The sequence below is a fragment of the Lacrimispora sp. YZC11 genome, from assembly GCF_057543815.1.
This window is the reverse complement of the sequence record NZ_BAAJYQ010000005.1, coordinates 552526-576933: the sequence shown is the minus strand read 5'-3', so window position 1 is coordinate 576933 and position 24408 is coordinate 552526. Positions and strand designations below refer to the sequence as shown.

The 24408-nt window shown below is 42.5% G+C and carries 17 protein-coding genes and 1 pseudogene; 13 read left to right on the top strand and 5 right to left on the bottom strand.

Going from position 1 to position 24408, the window contains the following annotated elements; all coding sequences use genetic code 11:
• Positions 1–236: 236 nt before the first annotated feature.
• The 4 genes from AC27IJ_RS05770 to AC27IJ_RS05755 all read left to right on the top strand — a co-directional run bounded on the left by AC27IJ_RS05770 (position 237) and on the right by AC27IJ_RS05755 (position 3687).
• Positions 237–1406, top strand: coding sequence for a GGDEF domain-containing protein (locus tag AC27IJ_RS05770; RefSeq protein ID WP_312501902.1), 1170 nt, complete (start codon positions 237–239; stop codon positions 1404–1406).
• An 11-nt stretch (positions 1407–1417) separates the two neighbouring features.
• Positions 1418–2476: a DUF2785 domain-containing protein gene (locus tag AC27IJ_RS05765; RefSeq protein WP_487147926.1), complete on the top strand. Its 1059-nt coding sequence runs from the start codon at positions 1418–1420 to the stop codon at positions 2474–2476.
• Positions 2477–2587: 111 nt separating this feature from the next.
• Positions 2588–3241, top strand: a complete 654-nt coding sequence (locus AC27IJ_RS05760; RefSeq protein WP_487147924.1) for a type 1 glutamine amidotransferase family protein — start codon at positions 2588–2590, stop codon at positions 3239–3241.
• Between the two features lie 29 nt (positions 3242–3270).
• Positions 3271–3687, top strand: coding sequence for a RidA family protein (locus tag AC27IJ_RS05755; protein ID WP_312441563.1), 417 nt, complete (start codon positions 3271–3273; stop codon positions 3685–3687).
• Positions 3688–3845: 158 nt separating this feature from the next.
• Here the strand turns inward: AC27IJ_RS05755 and AC27IJ_RS05750 are convergent, their stop codons facing one another.
• The 3 genes from AC27IJ_RS05750 to AC27IJ_RS05740 form a co-directional block, all read right to left on the bottom strand.
• Entirely contained in the window at positions 3846–5006 is a 1161-nt protein-coding gene (locus AC27IJ_RS05750) for a cobalamin-independent methionine synthase II family protein (RefSeq protein WP_487147921.1), read from the bottom strand.
• A gap of 106 nt (positions 5007–5112) precedes the next feature.
• Positions 5113–6042, bottom strand: a complete 930-nt coding sequence (locus AC27IJ_RS05745; protein ID WP_487147919.1) for a LysR family transcriptional regulator — start codon at positions 6040–6042, stop codon at positions 5113–5115.
• Positions 6043–6057: 15 nt separating this feature from the next.
• Positions 6058–6621 (bottom strand): TetR/AcrR family transcriptional regulator, encoded by a 564-nt coding sequence (locus tag AC27IJ_RS05740; protein WP_312441567.1) that lies wholly within the window; start codon positions 6619–6621, stop codon positions 6058–6060.
• Between the two features lie 179 nt (positions 6622–6800).
• Between AC27IJ_RS05740 and AC27IJ_RS05735 the strand changes: the two genes are divergently transcribed.
• From AC27IJ_RS05735 to AC27IJ_RS05715, 5 genes and pseudogenes are all read left to right on the top strand, one after another.
• Positions 6801–8696, top strand: a complete 1896-nt coding sequence (locus AC27IJ_RS05735) for a heavy metal translocating P-type ATPase (protein WP_312501904.1) — start codon at positions 6801–6803, stop codon at positions 8694–8696.
• A gap of 329 nt (positions 8697–9025) precedes the next feature.
• Entirely contained in the window at positions 9026–15145 is a 6120-nt protein-coding gene (locus tag AC27IJ_RS05730) for a glucoamylase family protein (RefSeq protein WP_487147916.1), read from the top strand.
• A 19-nt stretch (positions 15146–15164) separates the two neighbouring features.
• On the top strand, positions 15165–17597 hold the full coding sequence (locus AC27IJ_RS05725; protein ID WP_313260990.1) for a glycoside hydrolase family 94 protein: 2433 nt from the start codon (positions 15165–15167) through the stop codon (positions 17595–17597).
• Entirely contained in the window at positions 17527–18585 is a 1059-nt protein-coding gene (locus AC27IJ_RS05720; protein ID WP_487147913.1) for a metallophosphoesterase, read from the top strand. Before AC27IJ_RS05725 ends, AC27IJ_RS05720 begins: the two co-directional genes overlap by 71 nt.
• Before the next feature lie 27 nt (positions 18586–18612).
• Positions 18613–18843: pseudogene (locus tag AC27IJ_RS05715) on the top strand (SDR family oxidoreductase); the annotation flags it as partial.
• A 123-nt stretch (positions 18844–18966) separates the two neighbouring features.
• Here the strand turns inward: AC27IJ_RS05715 and AC27IJ_RS05710 are convergent.
• Together AC27IJ_RS05710 and AC27IJ_RS05705 are read right to left on the bottom strand one after the other, a co-directional pair.
• Positions 18967–19206: a hypothetical protein gene (locus tag AC27IJ_RS05710; RefSeq protein WP_312441573.1), complete on the bottom strand. Its 240-nt coding sequence runs from the start codon at positions 19204–19206 to the stop codon at positions 18967–18969.
• Positions 19207–19235: 29 nt separating this feature from the next.
• Positions 19236–19385, bottom strand: a complete 150-nt coding sequence (locus AC27IJ_RS05705) for a hypothetical protein (RefSeq protein ID WP_166429703.1) — start codon at positions 19383–19385, stop codon at positions 19236–19238.
• 352 nt (positions 19386–19737) lie between these two features.
• On the opposite strand from AC27IJ_RS05705, the gene AC27IJ_RS05700 reads away from it, so the two are divergent.
• The 4 genes from AC27IJ_RS05700 to AC27IJ_RS05685 all read left to right on the top strand — a co-directional run bounded on the left by AC27IJ_RS05700 (position 19738) and on the right by AC27IJ_RS05685 (position 24408).
• Positions 19738–20910 (top strand): NAD(P)-dependent malic enzyme, encoded by a 1173-nt coding sequence (locus AC27IJ_RS05700; protein ID WP_487147910.1) that lies wholly within the window; start codon positions 19738–19740, stop codon positions 20908–20910.
• Between the two features lie 76 nt (positions 20911–20986).
• Positions 20987–21970 (top strand): 2-keto-3-deoxygluconate permease, encoded by a 984-nt coding sequence (locus AC27IJ_RS05695; protein ID WP_487147908.1) that lies wholly within the window; start codon positions 20987–20989, stop codon positions 21968–21970.
• Positions 21971–22133: 163 nt separating this feature from the next.
• Positions 22134–23762, top strand: coding sequence for an ATP-binding protein (locus AC27IJ_RS05690; RefSeq protein WP_312441578.1), 1629 nt, complete (start codon positions 22134–22136; stop codon positions 23760–23762).
• A complete protein-coding gene (locus AC27IJ_RS05685; RefSeq protein ID WP_312441579.1) occupies positions 23734–24408 on the top strand; it encodes a response regulator in 675 nt (224 codons plus the stop codon). The genes AC27IJ_RS05690 and AC27IJ_RS05685 overlap by 29 nt, the downstream gene beginning before the upstream one ends.

The window sequence follows — 24408 nt, the reverse complement described above, 5'->3', positions numbered from 1 at the left end:
CATGTGGAAGTTGTAACACTTATAAGAAGGCGTAAAACATTTTCATAGAAACCTATTTTAACTTTTAGTTAATGTAATTATGGATTATAATGGTAATCGTTCAGAGGACAAATATACTTGGAATTATCCGAAGTATTAAATTGTTAAGAGCAAAGGCTTCAAGTCCAGCTTGTTAAAAATGTTAATTGTTTATAATTTCAGCTTGGAACTTCAACATGAAGGTGGGGAGCAATAAAATGAGTTTAGACTTCAGCATAAAAACTCTTATATTCGCAATTGTTATAGGTCATCTTTTTTCTGGAATATTAGGTATCGCCTACATGATCCAACATAAAAAGGATTCTTCTTTATATATATTTTTATTTGCAAGACTATTCGATACTTTTGCATGGGTTCTTCTTGGGTTACGGGACATCATCAATATATTTATTTCAATATCGCTTGGTAATTCCTTTTTAATTATTGCTCAGACTATGCAGATTATTGCGTTCTTAATTATAAAAAAACGCTGTAACAAATTGATAAAACGGGCATATTTTATTGCTGCCGCCATTTCTATTGTGATGATCCATCTAGCCATATTGCTGCATAATGTGGAGGGTGTGCGGGTTTCAATTATGTCCATCAGTATGATTATACTTTGGTGCTTCCCGATCTATGTATTATTAACGGATAAAAATTCTTCGGTTTTACAAAAGACGGTTGCTTTTATTTATTTGGCAGAATTTATTTTGCTTATTTTAAGAGCCTTTATGGGAATAAGTTTAAGAGAATCCATGTCTTTGATGTCGAATAACATTTACAATGTTTTGTTTTTTATTTGCTTATATCTGATTATGTTAATCGGGAATATTGGTTTTATCCTTATGGCAAAGGAAAAATCGGATTTAGAATTAACTAAGGTTGCTACATATGATGAACTGACTGATATATTCAACCGAAGAGCATTCTTATTACGGGCAAAAGAGAACATTTCATTATTTACAAGAAAAAAGGAGCCTATCTCATTCTTTCTTATTGATCTGGACAATTTTAAAAATATTAATGATGTTCATGGCCATTTTGCAGGAGATATGGTACTAAAAGATTTTGCAGTGAAAATAAAAAGTCAATTACGGGATTATGATCTGTTTGGCAGAATTGGCGGAGAAGAATTTACGGTACTCCTTCCGGGAACGAATGAAAAGGGGGCTTTAGAAGTTGCAGAAAGATTAAGAAAGATTGCGGAGAATGCTTCTGTTAACGTTGGCAGAGATCAAATTATAAAATACACGATAAGTATAGGAATCGTCACTGTTATTCCAGATGAAAACACTTCCATATATACACTGTATAAAATAAGCGATGATGCTTTGTATGCGGCAAAAAGGAATGGACGAAATCGGATAGAAGTAGTCAAATCATGATGTTATGGATAATGAATATCATCATTTTATTTGTTCATACATATGCTTCTCCGTCAAGAGGATATCAGTCAGGCAGGATTCTTTTTGGCCTTCCTGTTGCAATTCCGGAACACTTAATAGATAGAAAGTTCACAGGTTTATCATTGATTCAGAGCATTTATCGTAATTTATTAAAACACATTAGAGGAGTAGAGATTTTGAACAATAAGAGAGAACAACTTATATTAGAATTAAGAAAAATCCAGGAAAATCAATACAGGGTAACAGAAGAACAGAATCCGTGGGATTATGTTTTACAGATGCTTGACCATATTGGTGATATTGATTCCGAGTTTCGTGATGATTTAATATATAACACCTTCAGTGAGTGGATAGAAGTGAAGGAATTTTTCGATGAAGAGCAGCTTAAATATATTCTTTCCGTTCTTATGGATAATGAACATTTATTTTATCAAATAGGCAGCGACGGGAATGACAGTGTTTTTACAAGGACTTTTTCAGCGCTGGCCATAGTTCTGGTTTTAATTAGACATAGAAAAAAAGCATTGTTAAGTGTTGATGAGTTTACCGATATCAAGAACAAACTGATAGAATACTATACTTCGGAAAAGGATCTCAGGGGATATATTCAGAAATCAGAATGGGCACATGCAGCAGCGCACGGCGCCGATGTAATGGATGAGTTGGTACAATGCCATGAATGCAACGAGGATATGATTAAGGAAATTTTAAATGCCTTTAAGAAAATTTTGCATAATGGAAGATATATTCTTCATACTGAAGAAGACGAGCGTATCTGTCGTGTTGTTTTTAGAATTATGAAAGAAACCCTTTTATCAAACCAAGAGGTCGTTATATGGCTTGAAGAGCTAAGCGAATGTATTGGATGGCAGAGTGACCGGATACAGTATATTGCAAGAGTCAACTCCAAGAACTTCATAAGATGTCTGTATTTCAAAACTATGCATTATGACAGTACATTGGATCTTATAAATGTAATATTCAATGTAGAAGAGAAGCTAAACCGCTTCCTTAAAATAGATAAGGAATTAATAGAAAATCAATTTTAATAACTTCACTGACAGTAGTTGTCAGTGAAGTTGTTTTATTATAAAGCTAACATCGTTTTTTCTCGCGGCTGGCTGTTTGATCCGCGCTTAGAAACTAAAAAAATGGAGGATATGTATATGAATAAAAACGTTGTATATCTTTATGTTTTTGATACAATGGCTGATTGGGAAATAGGTTATTTAACTGCGGAACTGAACTCCGGAAGATATTATAAGAAAGGTTTAGCCCCATCTAAGATCGTTACGGTAGGAATTAAAAAGACTCCTGTTATTACAATGGGAGGCCTAAAAATATTACCGGATATAGAACTTGATGAGTGTACCATGGAAAACGCAGACGCCTTGATTTTACCTGGCGGAGATACATGGACAGAGAAGGTTCATGACCCTATTTTGTCTATGGCAGAGCAGTGCTTGAAGGAAGGTATTATTGTGGCTGCTATTTGCGGATCTACAATGGGTCTTGCCCGGAAAGGATTGCTGGATTCAGCCTGGCATACAAGCAATGACTTGGAATATCTTAAAATGATCTGCCCAGGCTATGGGGGAGAACAGTACTATAAGCAGGAGAATGCCGTAACTGACGGGAACTTGATAACTGCTTCCGGAATAGCTCCGCTGGAATTTTCCCTCCATGTCCTGAAAGCTTTGGATGTATTTTCTGCAAAAACATTAGATGCCTGGTATAATCTTTACAGGACACATAAAACTGAATATTTTTTTGAGTTGATGGATTCAATAAAGAATGTTTCTATGGAAGGATAAGATCTGGTCTATTGAAAGGAGTAGAAATTATGGGTGGATTTAAAGTGGAGCATAAGAATCCGGAGGGTTTATTCGTATCAAAAGCATTTAGCCAGGCGATTACTGTAAGTGGTAAGGCAAAAACAATTTATATAGGCGGACAAAATGCGACTAATTCCAAAGGTGAGCTGGTTGGAGCCGGTGATTTGGAATTACAGACAAAGCAAGTGCTTCATAATATCGCTACTATTTTGGCTTCTGAAAATGCAGGCTTTGCAGATCTGGTTAAACTCAACATTTATTTACAAAATGGATGCGACCCGCAAGTTGGCTTCAAAGCGTTTCAGGAAGTGGCTGGTTTATTAAATAATCCGCCGTTAGTCACGGTCTTATTTGTTTCAGGTGTTGGGCGTCCAGGCTGCTTGCTTGAAGTGGATGGAATTGCTGTCGTTGAGGATAAAGACTAAAATGGATGTGTTACAGAGATTCAGAATGAGTACCGGCAGGTTTTCCTGCCGGTACTTGTCATTCCTATTAAGCTGGATTATAAGTAAAGAAAAGTCTGGTCAGCCAAGAATTCTCCGGTTCCCGCCGATTTGTCAGCCTATCACAGAAGTATTCAAACTCATTCTCCCCAGTATGACAGAGCGATTCTCTGCCCCTGATCAATTTTTGCCCACTGTTCTTCTTCCGTCAGCTCGTTGCCGCCATCACAGGAAGCAAATCCGCACTGATGAGAGAGGAGCAGGCGGTCTTTCGGGATGATTTCAGATGCCTCGTTAAGCAACCGGATCACACGGGCTTCGTCATCCAGCGTATTGGTTTTTGATGACATTAAGCCCAGTACAATCTCTGTATCTGGCTTATCCTGAAAAACTCTTAGCGCTTCAAGGGATCCCGCCCGGTCATCATCCCATTCCAGGAAAAAGCGGTCATAATTTAACTGTTTTAAAAACAGGTTGGCAATCTTAACATAGGAGCCGCCGCCCATATTCCGTGAATCATAGTTACCGCGGCAGTTGTGGGTCCACATAGCAAGCCCCAGGCTGTGGCCGAAATCAATCACTGCATTATTGATTTCGATAAATGTAACGGCAAGTGCCTTGACTTCCTCCTGGTTGATGTGTTCACCCGTATATGGGGAATTGGGATTATCGTCTGCAAAAAGCTCCCAAAGGCAGTCATCAAACTGCAGGATTTTTCCGCCGGCAGCAGCGTATTCCTCTACGAATTCTATGTACGCTTTAGTCAGCCCCGCCTTCAGCTCCTGCGGGTTACTGTAAACAGAATTATTTCCGCCGATGTTATCTGACCATAACAGTTCTCCTAAGATATGGGACGGCGATGGTATGCAAAGCTTTGTTTCTCTATCCCCGGCAATGGACTGAAGCTTCTCAAAAACTTTGATGAAATGGTGATTCCTGCCCCTAAGCGGTTCCGTGATCTTAAGACCGATATCCCGGCGGGTCTCGTATTTCTTTGCATCATCTTTGTCACGGAAAAAGTAGCCGTGTTCAGCAATGTAACGGCTAACGCCGTGAAATCCCCAAACAAAGTCCAGATGCCACATGGACTTGGAATACTCGCCATCGGTAATGACTGTTAATCCATGTCCGATTTGTTTTTCGACGACATCTTTCGTTGATTCTGCTTCACACTGTTCATAGCCTTCAAAATCTTTGTAGAATGGATAGGTAATATCATCCCGCTTTTCAATTTGGTTCTTGTATTTCAGCAAAGCTGCCGGGCGCAGCAGGCTGCCTACTGTCTGGAATTTTTTGCTCATTGGGAAAGCCTCCTTTATCAGGTACATCAATTTAGTAAATTGATTGTACCATCCCAGGTGGACTTATTGGTAACATCAAAAAAATATGCCAAGTTATAGCTTTAGACTATAACTCATTTTTAATATCAACGCCGTATTCGGCCACAACCGCTTTCAATTCCTCAAGGTACATTGCCGCCTGCCGTGACAGATGAATATCTTTGTGGGAGATCCAGCCAACCTCAATCGAATCGTTGATGCGGAGAGGCACTGCCGTGATATTATCACCGTTTAAGTCTGCGCTCACAATTCCAGTGGAAATAGTATAACCGTTAAGCCCTATCATAAGGTTAAAAATAGTGGCTCTGTCACCGACGTGAATATCTTTCCTGGCGTATTCCGTGCTGAGTATTTCTTCTGAGAAATAAAAGGAGTTGTAATCTCCCTGTTCAAAGGACAAACGGGGGTAATCAGCCAGGTCTTTAAGAGTTACATATTTTTTCCTGGCAAGGGGATTGGAGGCACTTATAAAAACATGAGGAACGGCATTAAACAGCGGATGAAATGTCAGATTGTTTTCCCGCAGCAGCTTTTCTAACACCTGGCGGTTAAAATTGTTCATGTAGAGTATACCGAGTTCGCTGCGCAGGTTTTTAACATCCTCCACAATCTCAAAAGTCCTTGCTTCCCGCAGTGTGTACTCATATTCTTCTGCATCGGTTTTTTTTACCATATTGACAAATGCATTCACAGCAAAGGCGTAGTGCTGGGTGGATATGGAGCACAGCCGCCGTGACGGTTTCTTGTTCAGCCACCGTTGTTCTAAGAGACTCGCTTGTTCAACGACCTGACGGGCGTAACCCAGAAACTCCGCACCGTCAGTGGTTAAAGATATGCCTCTCGGAGTCCGGGTGAGAAGTTCGTGTCCGATTTCCGCTTCTAATTCCCGGAGAGCGTTTGAAAGGCTTGGCTGGGCAATAAACAATCGTTCGGCGGCTTTGTTGATAGAACCGCAGTTTGCCACTTCGATAAAATATTTTAACTGTTGTAATGTCATCTCATTGTTCCTCCCTTACACAACCGGCTGTATAACCGCCCAGAAATATTCTGCGATTTCCTCCGGCGGCTGTTTCATATGATTTTTCAGCCACCACCGTACCAGATTGACAAAGCTCCTTGAAATATGATCGATGAGAAAGTCTTCCGGTACAATGGTATTTTTACGGGTGTTCCCACTAAATATGTGCAGCGTCACAAGTTCATGGAAGTATTGATGAAAGTAACTCTGGAACAGTTCCCCGTTTTCGCAGGTCAAAAGGATAATCATCGTCCGCCCATGCTCTCTTAAGTGGTAGAGAATATGGGTGACAATCGCCTTTGGATCGCCGGTTACCATTGAAAAGTCATGAGTCGGTTCTGCCTCCGGCTTTTGGGAAAAAACATGCTCAAACAGTTCCGCACACATTTCCCGCAAAAGATCGTCCTTTGTTGGAAAGTGGGCATAGAAGGTTGTCCGGCCCACGTTGGCTTCATCAATGATTTCCTGCACGGTGATTTGCGAATAGCTGTTATGAATCAGCAGTTTGCTGAATGCATCGAATATTGCTTCCCTTGTTTTTCTTTGTCGTCTGTCCATATACCTCTCCATTTTGAACAATTTTGCAGATTTGTTCGGTATCGTACATTATGAATAAATCGTTTCTTGTATCGCTTAAGTGTCATTGTTATACTATTTAAAGAACAATATGTTCTGTTATGAACTTATTGTACTGAAAAATGTTAAAAGAATCAAGAGACAATTTTGGAGGACAGATCATGTTGAAAAAAATAAGCGACTTATTTGCTGGGCTTACTATGACTATATTTTCCGGTGCGTTTCTGGTGCTCAGTCTGATACTGCTGCTGACGGGGAAGGAATCCCTTTTGAATCCGGCATGGATAACCATTATTTTATCCGGATTTCCACTTGTTTTTCTTGCAGTCACTAGATTGGTATATGAAAAATGGATCTCTTCCGCATTGCTGATCTCTATTGCGATGGCTGCCTCCATTGCCATCGGTGAATACTTTGCTGCCGGTGAGGTTGCCTTCATCATGGCAATTGGTGCAATTTTAGAGGAAAAAACGGTTGAACGGTCAAAAAGGGGATTAAAGCAGTTAATCAGTCTTACACCCATGATTGGAAGAAGAATTCTTACTGATGCATCGGGAAGCCGGGAGGAAATAATCCCGTTGGAACTGATCAGAAAGGGCGATATCCTTCGTATACTGCCTGGGGAAGTAATCCCCGTAGACGGAGAATTAACAGAGGGAAACACATCCATAGATCAATCGATCATAACCGGAGAATCACTCCCGGTGGATAAAAGCGTGGGAGATCAGGTTTTCTGCGGAACCATCAACCGTTTCGGATCGATTGAGATTGTTACGGCAAGGGTTGGAGAGGATTCTTCCCTGCAAAAACTGATCCGAATGGTTGAGGAGGCTGAAAATAAAAAAGCGCCTATGCAGCGTATTTCGGATAAATGGGCGACATGGCTTGTGCCGGTGGCATTAGGTATTTCTGCGGCGGCATTTGGTATCACATGGGCCCTTGGATATGAAATCACGGAAGCTTTAAACCGTGCCGTTACCGTCCTTGTGGTTTTCTGCCCATGTGCATTGGCTCTGGCTACCCCCACCTCTATTATGGCAGCCATCGGCCAGGCAACAAAGCACGGCGTTATCATTAAATCCGGTGAAGCATTGGAAAATATGGGAAAGGTGGATTGCATTGCCTTTGATAAAACCGGGACTTTAACCAACGGCAATCTAGTGGTCTCAGATGTGGTTCCTTTGAAAGAAGAAGTAGGGAAAGAACAGCTTTTAAGCCTGGCGGCCTCTGCGGAAGCCTATTCAGAACATCCTTTAGCCAAAGCGATTGTCGCTCATGCGAATGAACTGCAGATGACAATAGGGCCTGCAGACAATTTTCAGATGCTGCCGGGAAAAGGCATCTCTGCAACGGTCAACGGACAGACACTGCTATGCGGAACCGTAAGCTTCTTAAAAGAATATGAGATACCGATGGATGAATTGGCGTTCATCAAATTAAAGGAGTTTCGTTCACAGGGAAAAGCGATGATACTTGTGGCAAAAGAAAGGTCATTAATCGGAGCGATTACCCTTTCCGATACGCTGCGGGATACCGCTCATGGCGTGGTAAAGGAACTCCATGGCATGAATAACCAAGTCGTGCTGCTGACCGGAGATCATATTCAAGCGGCACGATATTTTGCTGAAAGGACTGGTATTTCGACTGTGAAAGCCGGGCTGCTTCCCGAAGATAAAGTCAGCAGTATTGCGGAACTTAAAAAACAAGGAAAAAAGGTGTGCATGATCGGGGATGGCGTCAATGACGCACCTGCGCTTAAACTTGCAGATGTAGGTGTGGCCATGGGCAGTATGGGAAGTGATATCGCTATCGAAGCGGCAGACATTGCTTTGGCCGGCGACGATATTTCAATGATTCCATATTTAAAAAGGCTGTCCAATTCTACGGTTCACACCATAAAATTTAACATCGCTGTGTCAATGGCAATTAATTTTACCGCCATACTTTTATCGGTAACAGGCGTACTAAACCCGGTTAGCGGTGCATTGGTACATAATGCAGGCTCTGTACTGGTGGTACTGAACGCTGCGCTGCTCTATGACCGGAAGTTTATGTAAGGAGGAGATGAGAAAGAGGCCATTATCAGGATTCAGGAAAAATCCGCCAATCAGGAAAGAGCATCCCTCAATGTGCAGGGGTGCTCTTTCTTCTATCTTTGACCAATAATCGTCAATTCCCCGTATTATGGCTATCTGAGAGAGGTTTACCATGTCCCGCAGGAACATGGAATTCGTATAAATTTTATAAATCTGACAGTAAATTAATAAAAAAACATAAAAAGTGCTACAATATAATATTGCGCTATTTTTTATAGAAAAACAGACAAACTATCTGTAAAAAGATATCGTTATGTCGGAAGGATTTCTTAAATAAGGAGGAGCTTCAATTGCAGAGCTTTTTGGAAAAGACTAATTTTTATATAAATTCACCGTTTCTGCTGAATACTCTATTGATACTGGCTGTGTCGATCTGCCTTGTACTCTTCATATTGTATTACCGGCGTTATCATTTTAGTAAGAAAGTGCATTTCCCGGCCTGCTTCCAGGGAGAAGAAAATAAACTTGATCCAAGCGAGTGGGAGAAGCAGATGCTTGATATGGCAGAAAGCCATAGCCAGGTCAGACTGGTGGGACATAGCTTTGTTCTTAATGATTATAATCAGTCCGCCTATAAAAAACTGAATAAAATAAGAAACAGCATCTCTGCAGTATCCACGGATATCATTTCCCTGATTCCGGCGGCACGCTGGCTCTTTGACAATTTCCAGATGTTGTACCGGGAAATTAAAAAAGTCCGTACCTCGGGAACCAGCTATGCCGTATTGCCGGTTCTGGAGGGAAAGGAATACCGGAACTTTCCCCGTATTTATGTTGTGGCAAAAAAGATGGTGGCTCTTTCCGGCGGACACTTAAGTGAAGAAAATATTTCTGTGATGTTAAAGGCTTATCAGCAGAAGATCCCCCTTACGGACAAGGAAATCTGGGTTTTACCGGAAGTGCTGGGCTTTTGTATTCTTGAAGAAATCATTGTAATCGCGGAAGAAATTCTTCATATGATTGATGTGAAGTCAAAGGCAGAAAGGTTTCTCCGGGATAAGCTGGCAGATAAGAAGGGACCGGCCGATATATCAGCGCTGCTTTGCAAAACAGAGGATAACTTAAAGCAGAACTACTCGTTCCATGCCCATGTAATACACCTGCTGAAAAACCTGTCTTTTGATGAGGCTTCCATTCAAAAATACCTGGAACATCATTTTTCTTCTCTGGAAAGGCAGATGAAGACCTCCGGCATATTCATGGAGGAAGGAAAGATTGAATCATTTCTTGAGACAAATATCCGGACCTTGATTGTCAGTTTAAGGGATATTAATGAAGTTGATGAAGAAAAATTCTTTGAGGAATATTCTTGTCTGGAGCAGATTTTATCACAGGATCCGGATGGGGTATATCCAAAGATGGATTTGGAATCCAGGGGTATGTACCGTGGGGTGATCGTTAAATTATCGCACCGTTATCGGCTGCTGGAGGAAAAGATTGCAAGGGACTGTCTGGAGCTGGCGGTTCAGGGTAGGGAGGACTTACATTGTTCTCATCATGTGGGCTCCTATCTTTTGGGTAAGGGTTATCCGATTCTGAAAGCAAAGGCGTTAGGAAAACCGATTCCTCAAAATATTAAGAAAAGGATGAATGTAAATGGCATCCTTTATTTCCTTACCTTGTTCCTGATTATTCCGGGACTTTGCGCCTGTTTACTCTATGCTTTCCGGAACCTTGGCGGGCTTTGGAAGACCAACCGGCAAGTGATCATCCTTCTGGCAGCAATGCCGCTTTTAATGGGTATTTCCATAGAGATTACAAATTTTATTTTTACAAGAAGAATTAAAGTCAGGAAGATTCCTTCCCTGAACTATCTGGAGGAAATTCCGGAGGATGCAAAGACTTTTGTGGTTATGCCGGTTATTGTCTCCTCAAAGGAACAGGGCTTGGGGTACATGGAACGTCTCCAAAAACATTACCTTGCGAACCCGCAGCAGGGCCTTTTCTTTGCATTGCTGCTTGATTTTGAGGATTCCCCGGATCAGCTCATGGCAAAGGACCAGGTGATCGAAAATGCTCTTGCTGCACGTATGAAGGAGCTAAATGAGCTCTATCCGTCGGAACAACAGCGCTTTTCCCTGTTCTTCCGCAGCCGCAAATGGAATAAAGCGGAAAACTGTTATATGGGCTGGGAGCGTAAAAGAGGAAAGCTGGAAGAGTTTAATAATCTTTTAAATGGAGCAGAAAAGGAGAATACCACCTTTTCCTCCATTTACTGCGACGTAAAGCTCCTTACCACCTTCCGGTATGTAATCACACTTGATGCGGATACCAATCTGCTTCGTGACAATGCAGCAAAACTGGTAGGACTGATTGATCATCCTTTAAATAAACCGATTCTGGATCCGGCAGGCCAAAAGGTGGAAGAGGGCTATGTCATCATTCAGCCCTCGGTAAGAAACCATATTGTGGATAAGAACGGCAGCAGGTTTGCGAAAATTTTCGGTGGAGAATCGGGCCTTGCCCATTACGGAACTGTAATATCAGATATTTACCAGGATATTTTCAACAAAGGAATCTATACCGGGAAGGGCATCTATGATAGGAAAGCCTTCCACAAAGTACTTCAAAACAAGGTACCGGAAAACAGGATTCTCAGTCATGACCTTTTTGAGAGCTGCTATGCAAGGACGGCTTTTTCCAGTACGGTCAAGATTATGGACAATTTTCCAACCAGTGTTTTATCCTTTACCAAAAGGGAACACCGATGGCTGCGCGGGGACTGGCAGCTGTTACCCTGGCTGTTTTTAAGAAAGACCCAGGACGGGAGAAACTTATGCGCGCTGTCAAGATGGAAAATTTTTGACAACTTAAGAAGAAGCCTGGTTCCATTAAGTAAGACGGTATTTGTATTGCTGAATCTGGCATGGATGCCAAAGGCATATTATCTTTGGCTGCCCATTGTGTTCTTTAATGATATATTTACCCTGGTGATTCAGCTGCTTGCAGTAATCACCCAAAAGCTGATCAGGCCAAAACTTGCCCTTGTTTATAAATCCTTTTTAAAGGAGCTTGCTGCAATGTTTTACAGAGCATTTCTGGAGTTTACAATCACTCCTTACCGTGCTTATGTCGCAACTGATGCGATGATCAGAACCCTGTATCGGATCTTTATCAGCAAAAAAAATCTGCTTCGCTGGAATACGGCGGAAGCAGTGGACGCCTCCATTGTCAATACCAGAAGAGGATATTTTATCACCATGTGGAGTTCTCTTCTTCCGGCGATTGTCCTTGGGATCATTTTATTTATGGGATATTTAAACCCGGCAGGAATGATTTTGACGGCAATCGTTATTGCCGACTGGTGCTTTGCCTCCCAAATCGCCTACCGGATCAGTCAGCCGGATAAAAAGCTTCATCATAAGAATAATGCACAGAACAATGAACTGCTTCTGGATACTGCACGCAGAACCTGGCAGTTTTTTAAGGAGCTTTCCACTAAGGAGAATAACTGGCTTTGTCCGGATAATTACCAGATATCTATGGTTGAAAAAGTCAGTGATAAAACATCGCCGACCAATATGGGCCTTCAGTTTCTGGCAATCCTGTCAGCCAGGGATTTGGGATTTGAAACGTTAAGCTCAACGGTTATGGTCGTGGAAAACTTAATGGAAACGATTCAGAAAATGCCGAAATTCAATGGACATCTCTATAACTGGTATCATATTCAAACCCTGGAGGTATTAAATCCTGCCTATATATCAACCGTAGACAGCGGCAATTTTCTGGGTCATCTGGTCGCTCTGAAAAACGGACTTTTAGAACAGATCGACAGGCCGGTTTATCCGGAGAATTTTCTGTCCGAACTTAAGATTGCGGTTGAAAACAGCAATGAGGAAATTCGGATGAGAACAGGCAATCCTGCCGGAAATGAACTTAAGGCCAGGTATCAAAGGATAGGGGAGCTGATAGACGATATTGCGGAAATCTGGGAAGATTTAAACGAAAGGGAGCTTACACCGGCTGAAGATTACCCATGGACCAGACAGCTGATGAATCTCGTAGACAGCACCGTAAAGGAAGCTGCGGCCTTAAAACTGAAGGAAGAGACCTTTTCTTCTCATCCTTCCCTTCGCAGTATTACGTCGGAGGAGAATAAATTTGCGGATAGCATGATAGAACGGATCGGAGCGCTCGGCAATAAAATAGACTGTATTTTAACAAATGTTGATTTCCGCTTTTTATTTAACGAAAAGAGAATGCTGTTCCATATCGGATATCATGTTTCCTCCCACACGCTGGATGAGGGATGCTATGACTTGATGGCGTCAGAATCGGCACTTACAAGCCTTCTTGCCATAGCCATGGGAGAAGTACCGCTAAAGCATTGGCATAAACTGGGAAGACCGCTGACCATTGTGGGAGGCATTCCCTGCTTTGTATCCTGGAGCGGTACGATGTTTGAATATCTGATGCCCAATCTCGTATTCAAAGAATATGAAGACTCCGTCTATGCCCAGACCTCCAGGGCAGCGGTGCTCCAGCATATGAAGTATGCGAAAGAGGCGGAGATTCCCTGGGGAATATCGGAATCCCAGTATTACCGGTTCGACTTAAACTCTAATTACCAGTACAAGGCCTTCGGTGTTCCAAAGATAAGACTCCAGCCGGTCCGTAAAAATTCCCTGGTAGTTGCTCCCTATGCAACGATGCTGGCACTGGATATCGCAGAAGAGGAATGCATGGGAAATTTAAAACGGCTGAAGGAATTAGGCGCTTACGGCGCTTACGGTTTCTATGAATCCGTAGATTTTAATGTACCAAATTCTGTGGAACTGACACCTTATTGCATTGTAAAATCCTATATGGCCCATCACCAGGGGATGAATCTGGCTGCAATTAATAATTATCTGAATGGGGGAATCCTTCGGGAGAGGTTTCATGGGGAGATGATGATAAAAGCCACAGAAGTTCTTCTGGAAGAAAAACGCCAGTCCTATTTGATTTCCATTGCAAAACAGGGATATACAATAAAGATCGGGAAGGCTCTTTTTAAAGAAGACATTTACAGTAACCGGTATGTCAATCGCACCGGCGTGAATCCACCGGTTGTGAATTATTTATCAAATGGTATGTATTCATTGATGATAACTACCGATGGAGACGGCTTCAGTAAATATGAAGACCGGATGCTTTACCGTTTCCGGTCGGATATTTATGCGAATACAGGTAATTATATCTATATCAAAGACATGAAGCAGGGGAAGGTTTGGAGTGCCGCTTATCATCCGACCAGAAAGTCGCCGGATGATTACCAGGTGGTTTTCAGCCCGCACCAGGCGGAATTTAAACGCAGGGATGGGGATATCTCATCAAACATGATTGTCAGCTTGAATGCGGACCAAAACTATGAGATACGTAAGGTTATCTTTACCAATCACGGGAATGAGGAAAAGCAGTTGGAAGTGACCAGCTATCTGGAGGTGGTGGATGATACTCATCTGGCAGAAATAAGCCATCCTGCATTCAATAAGCTCTTTCTGGAGAGTGAGTACTTAGAAGAGCAGGACATCTTCCTTGCAAAAAGACGGCGGAAAGATGATGATGATAATCCTTATTTGATGCACATGGTAAGAACAGGAACAAAGTTATGCAAAAAATTGGAATATGAAAATGACAGAAAACGCTTTATAGGAAGAAACAATACTCTGGAAAATCCGGATTCTGTGGTTAACAGCATTGCTTTTTTAAATAATTCGGGATTTTGTAATGATCCGATCATGAGCCTGCGGGCACAGATTTGCATTGGGGCAGGTGAAACCGCCTGTATTTCTTTTATTACCGGAGTGTGCCAAAGTAAAGCGGAAGCGATAAAAATCGCAGGGGAATTAAATGTAAGTTACCGGATCGATGATATCCTGGAGAAATTCCGGCTTCAAACGAATCTGGAGTTAAAGTATTTAGAGATTACCAGATCACAGTTAAACGCCTTTCAGGATTTAATCAGCCCTGTTTTCTATCCTTCGGGCATTTACCGGGGGCCGGATGAAAATATAAGGCGGAATTTTATGAATCAGAGCTTTTTATGGAAATTCGGAGTGTCCGGCGATAACCCCATTCTGCTTTTAATGGTCCGGTCCATAAAAGAGGAGAGAATCGTGAAGGATGCATTAAAGGCTTATGAATATTTAAGAATCAACCGTGTTATGGTGGATTTAATTATCCTGATTGATTCCAAGCATGGTTATCATCAGGAGGTGGATGAATTAATCAACGATATGACCAGCTCTCTTCGGATTTATGATTCCAGAAGCGAGAAGCCAAGCTTCTTTACGCTGCATACGTATGAGATGAAACCGGCGGAGCTTGATTTGCTGTATACGGTAGCACGGGTTGTATTTTCAGAGAAAACGGGGATCTATTTTACCAATGTCAAAGAAAATCAGTATGAATTACTTGAAGAATATTAGGCTTTAAGGAGGAAGGGCTTTGGACACAGCATCTGCACCAACAACGCAGGAAAAAGAAACAGAAAATTATGAATTTTTTAACGGCTTCGGAGCATTTGCCTGTGAAGGCAGGGAATATGAAATTCTGCTGGAGGGGAATAACAGGCCGCCGGCACCCTGGATAAATGTTGTCTCAAACAAGAACTTTGGATTCCAGATATCGGAGTCGGGCGCTGGTTTTACCTGGAATATCAACAGCAGGGAAAATAAGCTGACTCCATGGTCCAATGACCCTGTAAGTGACAAAGCCTCTGAGGCAATCTATATTCTGGATGAAGTATCCGGTGAGGTAATGACTCCCATGTCATTAGGAAGGTCTGACCGGGGCACTTACCGGGTAAGGCATGGTTTTGGATACAGTAAGTTCCTTCATGAGGAAGCGCTTATTTGTCAGGAGCTGACTGTTTTTACTCCTTTGGATGAGTCATTGAAGCTATGGAGCCTTACGCTTACAAACCGTTCGGATAAGGTGAAATATTTAAGCCTGACCTATTACGTGGAATGGGTTCTGGGAACCCAGGGGGAGCAAACCAATCCCTATATCCTGACCACCTATGACAATGAGCATGAATGCTTATATGCAAAGAATATTTACACGATGAACTTTCAAAATACCTATTCCTACCTGTTTTCCAGTGAAACCATCATCGGTTATACCGGGGACAGGCAGGAATTTCTGGGGCAAAAGGGCAGCGTCCGGGAGCCGCGGGGAGCGGAGGTCAAGCTATCCTGCAATACGGGGGTATGCTTTGATCCCTGCGGGGCAATTCAGGTATCCGTTGCAATACAGCCGGAAGAGAGCAAGACGGTGTTGTTTGGGCTGGGGCAGAGCACCAGCCTTGAAGAGATATACAAAACCAGAAATAAGTACAGGGAGACCGCCGCTTCTGCAAAGGAGCTTGACAGGGTGAGAACTTATTGGGACGGGTTATTAGGGATGGTTAAAGTCAAAACAAAGGACAGGGCATTGGATATCCTGGTTAACGGCTGGCTGCTCTATCAGACGGTGTCCTGCCGCATCCAGGCAAGAGCAGGCTTTTATCAGTGTGGAGGAGCCTATGGATACCGGGACCAGCTGCAGGATACCCTTTCCCTTCTCTTTGCAGATTCAAGCATTTTGCGCGGGCAAATTCTTATAGCCTGCAGCAGGCAGTTTGAAGAGGGAGATGTCCAGCATTGGTGGCATCCTCCCATGGGGATCGGTGTGAGAACGAGAATAACCGATGATTTGCTGTGGCTGCCTTATTGCACCGCTGCTTATATCCGAAGTACCGGGGATACCACAATTTTAAAGGAGAAAGTCCCTTATATCAAAGGTCCGGTGCTTAAGGAGGGGCAGCATGATGTGATGTTTACCCCGGAAATATCCCAAAGTTTCGGAAGTGTTTATGAACATTGCAAAAAAGCCATCGACCGGACCAGCTTCGGAGAACATGGACTTCCTCTCATGGGAGGAGGTGACTGGAATGACGGTATGAATGAGGTAGGAATAGCGGGGAAGGGAGAGAGTGTCTGGCTGGCATGGTTTTTCTATACAGTGCTGGGTGACTTCATTCCTTTGTGCCATCAGGAGGAGGATGAGGCCTACGGCCGGGAACTGGAGCAGAAACGGGAAAGCCTGCTTCAAAGCATTGAAGAACACACCTGGGATGGGGAGTGGTATCTTCGAGCCTTTTACGACGACGGCTCGAAACTGGGATCCAAGGAAAATGATGAGTGCAGGATCGATTCTATCAGCCAGTCCTGGAGTGTGATATCAAAGGGGGCGAAAGAGGAACGGGCTAAAACGGCAATGCAGTCGGCATGGCGTTATCTGGTAAGAGAGGAAGAGGCCATTTCCCTGCTTTTGACGCCTCCCTTTAATAAAACAAGCAAAAACCCAGGTTATATTAAAAATTATATCCCCGGCATGCGGGAAAACGGAGGCCAGTATACCCATGCGGCGGTCTGGCTGGCGATTGCCACGTCAATGCTCCGTGACCATCACATGGCACAAACCCTGTTCACCATACTCAACCCGATTCATGTGACGCAAACCAGGAAGGATGTGCTCAGGTACGAGAAGGAGCCGTATGTCATGACGGCGGATATCTCCTTAAGCCCGCCCTATACCGGAAGAGGCGGCTGGAGCTGGTACACCGGTTCTGCCGGATGGATGTACCAGGGGCTGTTAAGCTGGTTTCTGGGCATTCGGAAAGAGGGGAATGAGCTGATCATTGATCCGGCCACACCGGCAAGTTTCGGCGATTTTTCCATAGAATATAAGTATGGCAGGTCCATCTATGAAATCAGGGTTGAAAGCAGAAGCAAGGGAATGCTGACAACGGAAGCAGTCACTTTGGATGACAGGTTCATTCAGGGGAACAGGGTTTCATTGGTGGATGATGGAGAAAAGCATCTGGTTATCGTATAGTGCCTTGCGCTGTTCCTGGGAAACAGAGTCTGTAGCAGCAGGAATGGGGATCAATGGAGGTAAAATGAAGACTGACAGACGATTAAATAATGCTTATAAAAATGCTGATATCGTGTATTTTGATGATAATTCAAAATATATATTTTTTAGTGATATCCACAGAGGGGATGACAGCATTTCAGATGAATTCACTAGAAATCAGAATGTTTTTTTGCATGCATTAAATTACTATTATAAAGAAGGATATGAATATATAGAAGTTGGAGATGGAGATGAGCTTTGGGAATACAAGAATTTTAGCGTTATTCGTTTAGCTCACAGCGATGTTTTTACAGTAATCAAAAAGTTTTATGATGAAGACCGCTTTATTATGTTATATGGGAATCATAATATTTATTTAAAGTCAAAGCGATTTATCAAAGCGAATTATTATCAATATTATGATGAATACAACCAAATACGAGTGGACTTATATAGGGGACTGAAGCCGAAGGAGGCTATCATTCTTAAACATAAGAAAACGAAACAGAAGATTTTTGTGCTGCATGGGCATCAGGGTGACGTTATTAATGATCAGTTATGGTTTATTTCCATGTTATTACTTCGATATTTTTGGAGGTATTTGCATATCGTTGGGTTCGGCAATCCAACCAGCCCGGCCCGTAATTTATTTAAAAGACACAAAGTAGAGAAGGTTTATGACAGATGGATAGAAAAACATAAAATGATGCTGATCTGTGGACATACTCACAGACCAAAGTTTCCGAAAGCAGATGACCTCCCTTACTTTAATACTGGCTGTTGTATACGTACCCGTGGGATTAATGGGATTGAAATCGTAAATGGTAAAATACAAATGGTTGACTGGAGAATAGCTGCCAATGAAAAAGGAGAATTGCGTGTGCACAGGACAGTAGTCAGAGGACCGATACCTCTTGAAAATTATGATTATAAAAACAATCCATATTCGACTCATTATAATAACTGAGGCGTAAAACCGCCTGAGGTTCTTGTTAACTGTATTGCTCCAGGCTGGATCAATGTAACAGAGCAGCAGGAATTCAGCCGTGAAGACCGCTTCGCAATTCCTGCAGGAAAAATAGGAACGCCAAAGGATATTTCGAATATGGTTTTGTTTTTATGTGAACAGGATTTTATTACAGGGGAGACCATCACTGTGGATGGGGGAATGAATAAACGGATGATTTATCATGGAGATTGGAATTGGCATTATAATGCTGACTGAGATAAAGTACCTTTACAAACGGAAATACTTATTGTGAAATTTAATGAAAACCGCAATCCTTTAAAAAAGGACTGCGGTTTTCATTTGCGGTTTAATATTTAAATTATAAATCTGCGGCTATAGTTACTTCCAATCGGAAAGCCAGGACTTGTCATTTGCAATAGCGGTTACGATTTCTTCTCCTGATTTGAAATTGTCAAAGGTTCCTCTGTTAATTTCGCCGATAGCTTTACTTAACAGGTTTTCATAATATGCTTCCGGTGTTATTTCGGTTGTGGTCTGGTGGAAATGCTGCTGGGATTCAGACGAGGCTATTCGTGCATATTCGTCTTTTACTTGGGATATGAGCTTATCACGGTTCATATAATTTGCTCCTTTGCATAAAAAGTTAATTATTTATCATTACCGGGTTTGTGACGGCTGCCAGACTGCTTCTTCGTATTTCGGCTTTCTCCATCTAATGCGCTCTCAGCCATGGTAGGGCCACCATTGGCTTTTTTCTTACGGATCGATTTTGGGTCAAGTTGTGAATCTTTTGCCATAATTATTCTCCTTAATATTAATAGGGTTATTATTTACAGGTAAAAGGATATTATTCTCCTTCTGATTTTGTATCCGGGTAAATTTCCGACTGATACGTTGAAGACTGGAGCAGCGTCTCATTGATATTTAAAACTTGTACCAGAAGATGGCAGCAAAGAAGTGTGTTGGATGAAATAAGTTGTTTGAAATATATGAAAACTCCATAAAAAGCGTTTATTATTTAACAAATTATACAATATGAACATTATGATTTCTTTATGTTAATAATATTTTCATCATAATACGTTTATGTTATCCTCTGTTTGTAGCAAAAACAACCAAAGGAAGTATTGGAAGGGAAGGGGATTCATAATGAATTATTTTGAAGAAAGCTTAAAATTACATGAACGTTATGCAGGAAAAATTGAGATTAAGTCTAAGGTTCCTGTGGTTACCAGAGAGGATTTAAGCCTTGCTTATACTCCGGGAGTAGCGGAGCCATGCCGGAAAATTCATGCCAATGAGGAGGAGGTATATAAGTATACCTCTAAAGGAAATTTAGTCGCAGTCGTTACTGACGGAACGGCAGTGCTTGGGCTTGGAGACATCGGACCAAAGGCAGGTCTTCCGGTTATGGAAGGAAAGGCGATTTTATTTAAGGAATTTGCAGATGTCAATGCAATTCCGATTTGCTTGGATACCAAAGATACGGATGAAATTGTAACAGCAGTTAAATGGATCGCCCCGGGATTTGGAGGCATCAATCTGGAGGATATTTCAGCACCAAGGTGCTTTGAGGTAGAAGAAAGGTTAAAAAAAGAGCTTGATATTCCCGTATTCCACGATGATCAGCATGGAACCGCCATTGTGGTGCTGGCAGGAATTATCAATGCGTTAAAGGTTGTGGGCAAAGATATCAGAGAAATCAAAGTTGTGGTGAACGGTGCAGGAGCAGCTGGAACCGCCATTGCCAAGCTATTACTTGCCTGCGGCGTTTCCAAAATGATTGTCTGTGATAAAGTAGGCATTCTATATCAGGGAATAGAAGGCGTTGACCATGCCAAGCAGGCGCTGGCAAAAATAACAAATCCGGATCAGTTAAAAGGAGATTTAAGCGATGCATTAAAGGGTGCGGATGTCTTTATCGGAGTCTCGGCTCCTGACATTGTAAGCAGGGAAATGGTAAGCTCCATGAACCATGATGCCATCCTCTTTGCCATGGCAAATCCCACGCCTGAAATTATGCCGGAGGCGGCCAGAGAAGCAGGTGCCAGAGTCATAGGAACCGGCCGTTCGGATTTCCCCAATCAGGTAAACAATGTTCTGGCTTTTCCGGGAATCTTCAAAGGCGCATTGGAGGTAAGGGCCAGGGAAATCAATGAGGAAATGAAGCTTGCGGCGGCATATGCCATTGCTTCCATGGTTTCCGATGAGGAGTTAAATGAGGAATGTGTTATTCCTGATGCATTGGATAAAAAGGTTTCAGAGAACGTGGCGGAAGCAGTAAAAAAGGCGGCAAGGGAGAGCGGTGCAGCCAGAATATAGCAGAAGTATTTTAAATCACATGCAGCAATCACAAAGCAGAGAAGAAAGGCTTGTATAAAAATAGGAGGATTGAAATATGCAGATTCCAATCAAAAAAACGCTGGATAAAATTCCGGGAGGAATGATGGTGGTTCCCTTGTTTTTAGGGGTTCTGGTCAATACCTTTTTCCCTCAATTTCTGGAAATGGGAGGATTTACCACCGCCTTATTCAGTAAATCGGCGTCCACGCCGATCTTAGCATGTTTTATGTTTCTGATCGGTTCGCAGATTCATTTTAAGCTTGCTCCAAAGGCAATAAAAAAGGGAGCCTTGCTGATTTCAGGCAAATTTATCGTAGGTGCGGGAATTGGTATTTTCGTCGGAAAGGTCTTTGGCTCAGCCGGTGTACTTGGACTTTCCCCGTTAGCCATTCTTTCGGCATTAACCAACTGCAACGGAGGCCTTTATGCATCTCTTGCCTCACAGTATGGGGATGAGACTGATGTGGGAGCATATGCTCTTCTGTCAATTAAGGATGGTCCGTTCTTTACCTTGGTGGCTCTTGGAGCTTCCGGTCTGGCACAGGTTCCTTTTAAAGCATTAATAGCAGTGATGATCCCGATTGTAATCGGAATGATCTTAGGAAATTTAGATTCCGATATGAGAGCCTTTTTGGGCAGCAGTAAATTACTGTTGATTCCGTTCTTTTCTTTCCCTCTGGGAGCTGGAATGAATCTGGAAACAATCGTGAAAGCAGGAGGCCCTGGCATTTTGCTTGGGATTGTGGCGTCATTCACCGGAATCGGGGCGTACATACTCCTTAAGCTGTTTAAAGAAGAACCGATCATTGGCCTTGCGACCGGTTCTACGGCGGGAAATGCGGTGGCAACGCCTGAGGCGGTTGCAGTGGCCGACCCGACACTTGCCGTGGTTGCAGCGGCAGCAACCGCACAAGTAGCCGCAGCCTGCGTGGTATCGGCTATCATCTGTCCGTTTATTGTATCCTTTGTATTTAAAAAGCTTAGACAGAATCAGTTGAATGCGGTTAAAAATAAGAGAAGTACTGAGGCGACAGGATAAAAACGGTTCAGGAAACCAATAACGAATACGATGCTCCCACGGAGGCAGACTAGAATATAACATGTTTGCATCCCGTGGGAGTATTCTTTTATACAAAAGAAAGGACATTGTGATCCGCCGGATTATTTGGTAAAATAAAAGGAGAAAGGATTAACTGTGTGCCATGGATAGAAAAAAACCGTTGAAGCTGCAGACAATGCTGAGTTTATTAGTCATTGCAGTTGTTTTTGTTTCAATTACCATCATTATTTCTTTTGTTGCTTCATGGATGACAAGGAATATCGAAAAGGAAGCGAAGACCAATGTCATGAATGTGGCGGAGCTTGTTGCACATTCCAGCGAGGTGATCGATGCACTGGAAAAAAAGGATACTCAGGTGATTGCGTCATATGTTGATATGCAGCTTAAGAACCTGGAGCTTATCGATTATATCACAGTGGCGGATAATCAGGGAATCCGTTATTCCCATCCCAATCCCCAAATGATCGGAAAAGCGTTTGAGGGAGGAGATGAGTACCGTGTGGTACGCCTGGGAGAGACTTATGTATCCGAAGCAACCGGAACTTTGGGGAAATCCCTGCGCGCCTTTGCGCCGATTTATGATGAACATAATCAAGAGATCGGTTTTGTCTCTGTCGGTACGCTGATTACGCGGATCGAAAAGGCGAAGCACATGGCTGTTTTCTATATCATGTTGATCGGCTTTGGAGGACTGTCTGCAGGAAGCGTGGGAGCCTTTCTTTTGGCGAACCATATTAAAAAGATGCTGCTGGGATTAGAACCAGATGAGATCGCAAAGCTTTATCATGAGAAAATGGGAATACTGGATGCCATTCATGAAGGTCTTGTAGCCATTGACCGGGAAGGTCGGATCACATTGATGAACGATTCGGCATTACAGATTCTTGGTTTCGATAAAGATGAAATGAAACATCAGGTGATAGGACGTAATATTGAAGATATAATCCCCAATACCCGTATGACAAATATATTGAGTACGAAAAAGGCGGAATTCGATGATGAACAGAGGCTTCATGATACTCTAATTGTAACCAACCGGATTCCTATCATGAATCGTGGACAGGTGATCGGAGTCATAGCCAGCTTTCGGGATAAAACCGAGGTGACAAAACTGGCGGAAGAGCTGACAGGAGTAAAAAAGCTGGCCTGGTCCTTACGGGCACAGAATCATGAATTTATGAATAAGCTTCATACCATAGCCGGGCTCATACAGCTGGAGGAATATGAAGAAGCCCTTCAGTTTATATCCGATGTTGCCAGGATAAGAACGGAAATGAGCCATATTCTTACTGATCATATCAAGGATTCAGCCGTGTCCGCTCTGCTTTTGTCCAAGTATAATAAAGCGGAGGAATGCAGAATAAAGTTAACCATCGATGAAAGCTCCAGACTGAATAAACTGCCCTGGGGCATGAATTCCCAGGATCTGGGTTCGGTTATCGGAAATCTGATTGAAAATTCACTGGATGAGGTGAAAAATGACGGGACAGGCCGGATAGATATCAGGATTGTTGAGGAGAAAGAGTTCCTTATGATCCGGGTAAAGGATAATGGAGAAGGAATCAGGCCGGAACTTCGAGAAAAAATATTTGAACAGGGCTTTTCCACCAAGGAAGGGCAGCGGGGTTACGGATTGTCCATTGTAAAAAAGATTATTGAGGAATACGGGGGAGCAATCCATTTAACGTCAGAAGAAGGCGTGCAATGGGATATTACAATTCCAATGGAAAGGAGGGAAGGACTTGATTGGAGTCATGATTGTGGAAGATGATCCAATGGTTCTGGAAATCAACTCGAAGTTTTTAAGGAGAGTGGAAGGATTTACCCTATGCAAAGGGGTATCAAATCTGGAGGATGCAAAAAAGGCAATGCTTTCCCAAAAGCCGGATTTGATTCTGCTTGATGTGTATCTTCCCAATGAAAATGGAATGGATTTTTTAAAATGGATCCGAGGCCAGGAACTTAATGCAGATATCATTTTAATTACGGCGGATAAATCCATAGAACGAATCCAGGAGGCATTTCGGTATGGGGTGGTAGATTATCTGATTAAGCCTTTTCGCTTTGAGCGCTTTAAGGAAGCCCTGCTGCAGTATAAGGACCGGTATGACAGCTTTAAAAACAGCGAAATGATTGAGCAGAAGGATTTAGATCGGTACTTATCCGGTCAGATTGCTGCCCAGAACGAAGCGGATTTTACCAAGGGCTTTAATAAGTACACCTATCATGTCATATGGGAGAAAATTGATCAGGGTGGGGAAGAGTATTATACTGCGGAAAATCTTGCAGAAATGCTGCAGATAGCAAGAGTCACGGTAAGAAGATATCTGGAACTTATGGAAAAGGAAGAAAAAATATATAAATTAGTTGAATATGGAAAGGTTGGAAGACCGCAGCACAAATATAGAAAGATATAA

Bases quoted from the DNA above. Each gene is read 5' to 3' on its own strand.
- AC27IJ_RS05750 (WP_487147921.1), bottom strand. From the start codon at position 5,006: ATGAGCAAAAAATTCCAGACAGTAGGCAGCCTGCTGCGCCCGGCAGCT.
- AC27IJ_RS05765 (WP_487147926.1), top strand. From the start codon at position 1,418: ATGAATATCATCATTTTATTTGTTCATACATATGCTTCTCCGTCAAGA.
- AC27IJ_RS05755 (WP_312441563.1), top strand. From the start codon at position 3,271: ATGGGTGGATTTAAAGTGGAGCATAAGAATCCGGAGGGTTTATTCGTA.
- AC27IJ_RS05690 (WP_312441578.1), top strand. From the start codon at position 22,134: ATGGATAGAAAAAAACCGTTGAAGCTGCAGACAATGCTGAGTTTATTA.
- AC27IJ_RS05710 (WP_312441573.1), bottom strand. From the start codon at position 19,206: ATGAACCGTGATAAGCTCATATCCCAAGTAAAAGACGAATATGCACGA.
- AC27IJ_RS05740 (WP_312441567.1), bottom strand. From the start codon at position 6,621: ATGGACAGACGACAAAGAAAAACAAGGGAAGCAATATTCGATGCATTC.
- AC27IJ_RS05705 (WP_166429703.1), bottom strand. From the start codon at position 19,385: ATGGCAAAAGATTCACAACTTGACCCAAAATCGATCCGTAAGAAAAAA.
- AC27IJ_RS05735 (WP_312501904.1), top strand. From the start codon at position 6,801: ATGTTGAAAAAAATAAGCGACTTATTTGCTGGGCTTACTATGACTATA.
- AC27IJ_RS05770 (WP_312501902.1), top strand. From the start codon at position 237: ATGAGTTTAGACTTCAGCATAAAAACTCTTATATTCGCAATTGTTATA.
- AC27IJ_RS05720 (WP_487147913.1), top strand. From the start codon at position 17,527: ATGACAGGTTCATTCAGGGGAACAGGGTTTCATTGGTGGATGATGGAG.
- AC27IJ_RS05695 (WP_487147908.1), top strand. From the start codon at position 20,987: ATGCAGATTCCAATCAAAAAAACGCTGGATAAAATTCCGGGAGGAATG.
- AC27IJ_RS05760 (WP_487147924.1), top strand. From the start codon at position 2,588: ATGTATATGAATAAAAACGTTGTATATCTTTATGTTTTTGATACAATG.
- AC27IJ_RS05700 (WP_487147910.1), top strand. From the start codon at position 19,738: ATGAATTATTTTGAAGAAAGCTTAAAATTACATGAACGTTATGCAGGA.
- AC27IJ_RS05745 (WP_487147919.1), bottom strand. From the start codon at position 6,042: ATGACATTACAACAGTTAAAATATTTTATCGAAGTGGCAAACTGCGGT.